This window comes from Polaromonas sp., from assembly GCF_018780625.1.
Classification (GTDB): domain Bacteria; phylum Pseudomonadota; class Gammaproteobacteria; order Burkholderiales; family Burkholderiaceae_C; genus Polaromonas.
Map to the genome: position 1 here is coordinate 1 of NZ_JADMJK010000058.1, position 6,471 is coordinate 6,471.

Below are 6,471 nucleotides of genomic sequence, written 5' to 3' on the forward strand. Positions count from 1 at the left end.
ACCTTGCAGGCGCCGTTGACGATGATGAAAATGTCGCCACCGTTGGCGGCATCGACATAGTTGCGGTTGACAAACATCAGGTCGTCGATGATGCCGCCTGCGTCATTGAGCAGCAGGCCGTAGCGCTGCTTGCCGGGCGCCAGGTCGATCACGTCCACGGGAAGCAGGCTCTCGAGTGCCGCGGCAGCATCGGGACCGACCAGGCGCAACTGGCCCATGTGCGACACGTCAAACAGGCCGGCAGCCTGGCGGGTGTGCAGGTGCTCGGCCATCAGGCCCGCAGGGTATTGCACGGGCATGCTGTAGCCGGCAAACGGCACCATGCGCGCGCCGAGTTCCACATGCAGGTCGTGCAGCGGCGTTTTCAGAAGGGGCGCTGCCGTGGCAGCAGGGGCGTGGGACGGGGTGTCGGACATGGCGTTTTCCGGTGGGGCATACCTGTAATTCATGGCTAAAAAGCCATGGTCTGCCCCTGCTGTCCTCTTTACCTGAGAGATTCGCCTGGCGATGCAGGGTTGCTCCTTCGGTGGGCCGCTTTGAAAACGGCCTCTCTCCAGTAGGGTCCGCCCCCTGGCGCAGTGCGCTGGAGGGCGGTTGCCAGTCCTTTTGCCTGAGCGTTCAATGCACCCTTTGGGGGTGTCACATGCGCCTTCGGCGGTTTTCACGGTGAAAACTCTCTCCTGGTAGGGGAAGTGTAGCCGAGCGGATCGGCCTGCTAGCCCTTGCGTTCTCCGTAATTTATCGACCCATTGCGCTTCAATAGATTTGCGCCGCGATGGCGCGTACATGCTTGAGCAGCAGGTTCGCGCCAGGTGACGGCAAATGATTGCGCCGCATGATGATGCCGAAGCTGTCCATCTTGCAGGGAAGGGCTATGGGCACAATTGCCAACTCGCTGGACTGCACGTAATAACGTGCGACCTCCACCGGCATCACATGCAGGAAATCGGTTTGCTGCAGCAGGCTCTTGATCACCGACATCGAAGTGGTTTCAACCACGTTGGACGGCGTTTCCAGATCAACACGGCGAAACATCATGTCAAACCGGTGGCGCAGAATGCTGCCGCGAGGCGACAGTATCCAGCTGGCTGCGGCCAGGTCTTTCAAGGTGAGGTCGCTGCGCGCCAGCATGGGATGTCCGATGCGCGCCACCGCGCACTCGGTTTCCTCCGACAGGTCTTCGTACAGCAGGTTCGACGCATCCTCCTGCTCCAGGATGCGTGCGATCAGAAAATCCAGTTGCCCGCGTTTGAGTCGCTCCAGCAGCACATCGCTGGTGTCAACCTGGACGCCGATGCAAAGCCTTGGGGCTTCTTCCTTGGTGCGCACGATCATCTGGGGCACCAGCGTCATGGAGGAGGTGATGATCACACCGATGTTGACCTGCCCCGACAGTCCAGCCTGCAGCGTTGCAATCGACTCCTGCCCTTGCGACAGGTTGGCGAGTGCCATCCTCACATGGCGGATCATCGTTTCGCCATAAAGCGTCGGCCGGATGCCGCGCGGCAGCCGCTCGAAAAAAGGCACGCCGAAGAGCTCTTCAATGTCCTTCAGCATTTTTGATGCTGCGGGCTGGCTCATGTTGGTTTCCCTGGCGGCTTGGTGAATGTTTCGCGCCTCGTCCAGGGCAATCAACAGGAACATCTGACGGGTCTTGAGCTGGGTGCGTACGCGCCGCGCAAGGCCTGTGTCGGTGAGGGGGCTGTTGATCATGGGATTAATCGCGATTGCAGTCTGGATAGTCGATATATAAAATTGTATCGGTTACTTGAATTTATTCATTTGTTTTGCATTCTGCAAGTCCCTAAGATCCTGCAAAACGTCATAGCTATCAGATCAAGGAGACAAGATGTCCAACCCAAAAAACCGTGTGTTGCGGTCAGCCGCCTGGTTCGGCAGCGCCGACAAGAACGGCTTCATGTACCGCAGCTGGATGAAGAACCAGGGCATTCCGGACCATGAATTCCAGGGCAAGCCCATCATCGGCATCTGCAACACCTGGTCTGAACTGACACCGTGCAACGCGCACTTCCGCAAGATCGCAGAGCATGTGAAGCGCGGTATTTCCGAGGCCGGTGGCTTTCCGGTCGAGTTTCCGGTGTTTTCCAACGGTGAATCCAACCTGCGGCCCACCGCGATGCTGACGCGCAACCTGGCCAGCATGGATGTGGAGGAGTCGATTCGCGGCAATCCGATGGACGCGGTGGTGCTGCTGGTCGGCTGTGACAAGACCACGCCGGCGCTGCTGATGGGCGCCGCCAGCTGCGACATCCCGACCATCGTCGTGACCGGCGGCCCGATGCTCAACGGCAAGCACGAAGGCCGTGACATCGGCTCCGGCACCGTGGTCTGGCAACTGCACGAAGCCGTGAAGGCGGGGCAAATCACCTTGAACCAGTTCATGTCGGCCGAAGCCGGCATGTCGCGCTCGGCAGGCACCTGCAACACCATGGGCACGGCCTCCACCATGGCCTGCATGGCCGAGGCGCTGGGCACCTCGCTGCCGCACAACGCGGCCATTCCGGCGGTCGATGCGCGCCGCTACGTGCTGGCGCACATGTCGGGCATGCGCATCGTGGACATGGTCTGGGAGGACCTGAAGCTGTCCAAGGTGCTGACGCGCGAAGCGTTTGAAAACGCCATCCGCGTCAATGCGGCCATTGGCGGCTCGACCAATGCCGTGATTCACCTCAAGGCGATTGCCGGGCGCATTGGCGTTCCGCTGGAACTGGAAGACTGGACCCACGTGGGCAAGGGCACCCCGACGCTGGTCGATCTGCAGCCGTCGGGCCGTTTCCTGATGGAAGATTTTTATTACGCCGGCGGTCTGCCGGGCGTGCTGCGTCGCATGGGCGAGGGCGGCCTGCTGCCGCACAAGGATGCGCTGACGGTCAATGGCAAGTCGATCTGGGACAACGTGCTCGACGCCCCCATCTACAACGATGAAGTGATCCGGCCGCTGGAAAAGCCACTGGTCGAAGACGGCAGCATGTGCATTTTGCGCGGCAACCTGGCGCCGCGCGGCGCGGTGCTCAAGCCTTCTGCGGCCACGCCTGCGCTGATGAAGCACCGGGGCAAGGCGGTGGTGTTCGAGGATTTCGACCACTACAAGGCGCGCATCGGCGACCCGGACCTGGATATTGATGCCGACTCGGTGATGGTGCTCAAGAATTGTGGCCCCAAGGGCTATCCCGGCATGGCTGAAGTCGGCAACATGGGCCTGCCGCCCAAACTGCTGGCGCAGGGGATCACCGACATGGTGCGCATCTCGGACGCCCGCATGAGCGGCACCGCCTACGGCACCGTGGTGCTGCATGTGGCGCCCGAAGCGGCAGCCGGCGGACCGCTGGCGATTGTGCGCGATGGTGACTGGATCGCACTCGACAGCCATGCAGGCAAGCTGGACCTGGAAATCAGCGATGCGGAGATGGCGCAGCGCCACGTCGAACGGGAAACTCGGCAGGCCCAGCAGGCGGTCGCGTCAAAGAGCGGCTACCAGCAGCTCTACATCGACCGGGTGTTGCAGGCCGATGAAGGCTGCGACTTCGATTTTCTGGTGGGATGCCGCGGCGCCGAGGTGCCCAAGCATTCGCACTGAGCATGAGCGCTGCGTGACTTTGAAAGATACCCATGACTCAATCCAAGAACGTCCGCTACAAAGGCGTATTCCCCGTGGTGCCCACCACGTTCACCGAAAGCGGGGCGCTTGATCTGCAAAGCCAGAAGCGCTGCGTCGATTTCATGATCGACGCGGGCTCCAACGGCCTGTGCATTCTGGCCAACTTTTCGGAGCAGTTTTTGCTTTCGGATGACGAGCGCGAGGTGCTGACGAAAACCATGCTGGAGCATGTCGGTGGTCGGGTGCCGGTGATTGTGACCACCACCCACTTCAGCACCCAGGTGTGCGCGCAGCGCAGCCGCCGCGCCCATGACCAGGGCGCCGCCATGGTCATGGTCATGCCGCCCTACCATGGGGCGACCTTCCGCGTGCCGGAAGAAAAAATCTACGAGTTTTATGCGGGTCTGTCGGATGCCATAGACATTCCCATCATGATTCAGGATGCACCCGCCAGCGGCACCGTCCTGTCTGCGGCGTTTCTGGCCCGCATGGCCAAAGAAATCAAGCAGGTGTCCTACTTCAAGATAGAAACTGCGGGCGCTGCGTCCAAGTTGCGCGAACTGATTCGCCTGGGCGGCGACGCGATCGAAGGTCCGTGGGACGGCGAGGAGGCCATCACCTTGCTACCCGATCTGGATGCCGGTGCCACTGGTGCCATGACCGGCGGTGCGTACCCCGACGGCATCCGCCTGATTGTCGATGCCTACGCCGCGGGCCGGCGCGAAGAAGCCATCACCTGTTACCAGCAATGGCTGCCGCTGATCAATTATGAAAACCGCCAGGGCGGCATCCTGAGCGCCAAGGCATTGATGAAGGAAGGCGGCGTGATCGCCTGCGAAGCACCCCGCCATCCCTGGCCCAGCATGCACCCCGCTACCCGTGCGGGCCTGATTGAAGCCGCGCAACGCCTGAACCCGATGGTTCTGCGCTGGGGCAAGTAAATTCAGACGGACGGCGCGCTGAACCATGATGATTCACAAATACGACAACCTGATCAACAGCCAGTGGATGTTTGGCCTGTCGGCCGGCATTGCCACCAGATCGCTCGAGCACGCGACCCACTTCAAGCGACATAGCCAGGCGGGCATGGTGATGGTGAACCTGCCCACCGCCGGTGTCGACTACCATGTGCCGCTTGTCGGCAGCAAGGGATCGAGCGACGGCTCGCGGGAGCAGGGGCGCTATGCGCAGGAGTTCTTCACCACGGTGAAAACGGCCTATATCGGCAGCTGAACACTTACTTAGGAAACGACCATGTTGATGCAATCTGCCCAATCGAATGGGCCCTGTCATATCGTCATCACCGGCGGTGCCGGGTTTTTGGGCGTGCGTCTTGCGCGCACCCTGCTGGCGCAGGGGCAGCTGTCGCTCGCCGGCGCGCCCCCCGCCAGCATCGCCCGGATTACCCTGGTGGACCGCGCCGCGCCACCTGCCGACCTGATGGCCGACGCCCGCGTTTCCGTGCTGACCGGTGACCTGAATGAACTTCTTGAGAAAAAAGATGCTGTAGTCCCCGTCATTGCTGGAGACACTGCTATTGTTTTTCATCTGGCAGCAGCTGTCAGTGGCGAATGCGAGGCCGATTTCGATCTCGGCATGCGCAGCAATTTCGCCGCGACGCTGGCCTTGCTGGAAGCCTGTCGCGCCTTGAAGACCAGGCCTGTCGTGGTGTTTGCCAGTTCGCTCGCCGTGTTTGGCGATGCGCCCGGTCAAGCGCTGCCGTCCGCCATTGAAGACAACACTTTGCCCACACCGCAGAGCAGCTACGGCATCCAGAAATTCATTGGTGAACAACTGGTGGCTGACTACGCGCGCAAAGGCTTCATACAGGGCCGCAACGTGCGTTTGATGACGGTCAGCGTGCGGCCGGGCACACCCAACGGCGCCGCATCGAGTTTCTTGAGCGGCATGATTCGGGAGCCACTGGCAGGCGTCAGGGCGGTATGTCCGGTGGCGCCGGATACGCCTGTGGCGCTGTCTTCGCCCGCGCGCACCGTGCAGGGACTGATTTGCGCGGCTGAGGCGAGCGACCAGGCCTGGGGTCCGCGCACGGGCCTGAACCTGCCCGCACTGACCACCACCCCAGGCGAGATGGCTGCGGCGCTGGAGCGTGTGGCTGGCACAGCGGCCACCGCGCTGATCGACTGGACGCCCGACCCGGCCATTCGCGGCATCGTGAAGACCTGGCCAGCCCGGATCCATGCGGCGAGGGCGTGCGGCTTGGGCTTGCTGCCGGAGGAAAGCTTTGACGACATTGTTCAGGAGTACATCAGGGAAAATCCTTATGCCGTGAAGCTGCCAATCAGATAACAATAAGAAGTTGTATGACAAATTTAACGCAGTTTGACGGATCAAGACTTCGTTAAACCGCAATTTTTTCAAACCGAAGGAGACAAAATGAAATTGAGCAAACTGGTTATTGGCCTGTCCTTGGCCGTGGGTTTTATGGCCACTGTGGCGGCCCAGACCACCATGCGGATCAACATTTCCATCGCCCAAAATTCGCACCAGGGCATTGGCATTGATACCTTCGCCAAAGAGGTCGAGAAGGGCACGGCGGGCCGTTACAAGATTCAGACTTTTTACAGCGCCTCGCTGGGCAGCGAGCGCGAATCGATCGAAGCGGTGCAACTCGGCACCCAGGAGCTGACTTTCTCGTCGACCGGCCCGGTGCCCAACTTTGTGCCGGAAGCCAAAATTCTGGATATTCCGTTTTTGTTTCGCGACAAGGCGCATGCCCGTGCCGTACTCGACGGCCCGATCGGCCAGGAGATGCTGACCAAGTTCGAGTCCAAGGGCTTCAAGGCCTTGGCCTGGGGCGAGAACGGCATGCGCAACATGACCAACAACAA

The 6,471-nt window shown here is 61.0% G+C and carries 5 protein-coding genes, 2 pseudogenes and 2 riboswitches; of the genes and pseudogenes, 5 read left to right on the top strand and 2 right to left on the bottom strand.

Going from position 1 to position 6,471, the window contains the following annotated elements:
* Both gcvT and IV091_RS05495 read right to left on the bottom strand, forming a co-directional pair.
* Positions 1–416 (bottom strand): annotated as a pseudogene (gene gcvT / locus IV091_RS05490) (glycine cleavage system aminomethyltransferase GcvT); the annotation flags it as partial.
* Positions 417–465: 49 nt separating this feature from the next.
* A riboswitch (glycine riboswitch) is annotated at positions 466–567 on the bottom strand.
* A 21-nt stretch (positions 568–588) separates the two neighbouring features.
* Positions 589–693, bottom strand: a riboswitch (glycine riboswitch).
* A 63-nt stretch (positions 694–756) separates the two neighbouring features.
* Positions 757–1,713: a LysR family transcriptional regulator gene (locus IV091_RS05495; RefSeq protein ID WP_293466176.1), complete on the bottom strand. Its 957-nt coding sequence runs from the start codon at positions 1,711–1,713 to the stop codon at positions 757–759.
* A gap of 136 nt (positions 1,714–1,849) precedes the next feature.
* On the opposite strand from IV091_RS05495, the gene IV091_RS05500 reads away from it, so the two are divergent.
* The 5 genes and pseudogenes from IV091_RS05500 to dctP form a co-directional block, all read left to right on the top strand.
* Positions 1,850–3,598 carry an IlvD/Edd family dehydratase gene (locus IV091_RS05500; protein ID WP_293466178.1) on the top strand — a complete coding sequence of 583 codons (1,749 nt, stop codon included), beginning with the start codon at positions 1,850–1,852 and terminating at the stop codon, positions 3,596–3,598.
* 32 nt (positions 3,599–3,630) lie between these two features.
* Positions 3,631–4,560 carry a dihydrodipicolinate synthase family protein gene (locus IV091_RS05505; RefSeq protein ID WP_293466216.1) on the top strand — a complete coding sequence of 310 codons (930 nt, stop codon included), beginning with the start codon at positions 3,631–3,633 and terminating at the stop codon, positions 4,558–4,560.
* 70 nt (positions 4,561–4,630) lie between these two features.
* Positions 4,631–4,852: pseudogene (locus IV091_RS05510) on the top strand (aldehyde dehydrogenase family protein); the annotation flags it as partial.
* Positions 4,853–4,873: 21 nt separating this feature from the next.
* On the top strand, positions 4,874–5,929 hold the full coding sequence (gene denD / locus IV091_RS05515; protein ID WP_293466219.1) for a D-erythronate dehydrogenase: 1,056 nt from the start codon (positions 4,874–4,876) through the stop codon (positions 5,927–5,929).
* An 87-nt stretch (positions 5,930–6,016) separates the two neighbouring features.
* Positions 6,017–6,471: TRAP transporter substrate-binding protein DctP (gene dctP, locus IV091_RS05520; RefSeq protein WP_293466221.1), on the top strand; the 455-nt coding region annotated here is incomplete at its 3' end.

Coding starts and splice junctions, on each gene's coding strand:
- IV091_RS05505 (WP_293466216.1), top strand. CDS start 3,631: ATGACTCAATCCAAGAACGTCCGCTACAAAGGCGTATTCCCCGTGGTG.
- IV091_RS05500 (WP_293466178.1), top strand. CDS start 1,850: ATGTCCAACCCAAAAAACCGTGTGTTGCGGTCAGCCGCCTGGTTCGGC.
- IV091_RS05495 (WP_293466176.1), bottom strand. CDS start 1,713: ATGATCAACAGCCCCCTCACCGACACAGGCCTTGCGCGGCGCGTACGC.
- denD (WP_293466219.1), top strand. CDS start 4,874: ATGTTGATGCAATCTGCCCAATCGAATGGGCCCTGTCATATCGTCATC.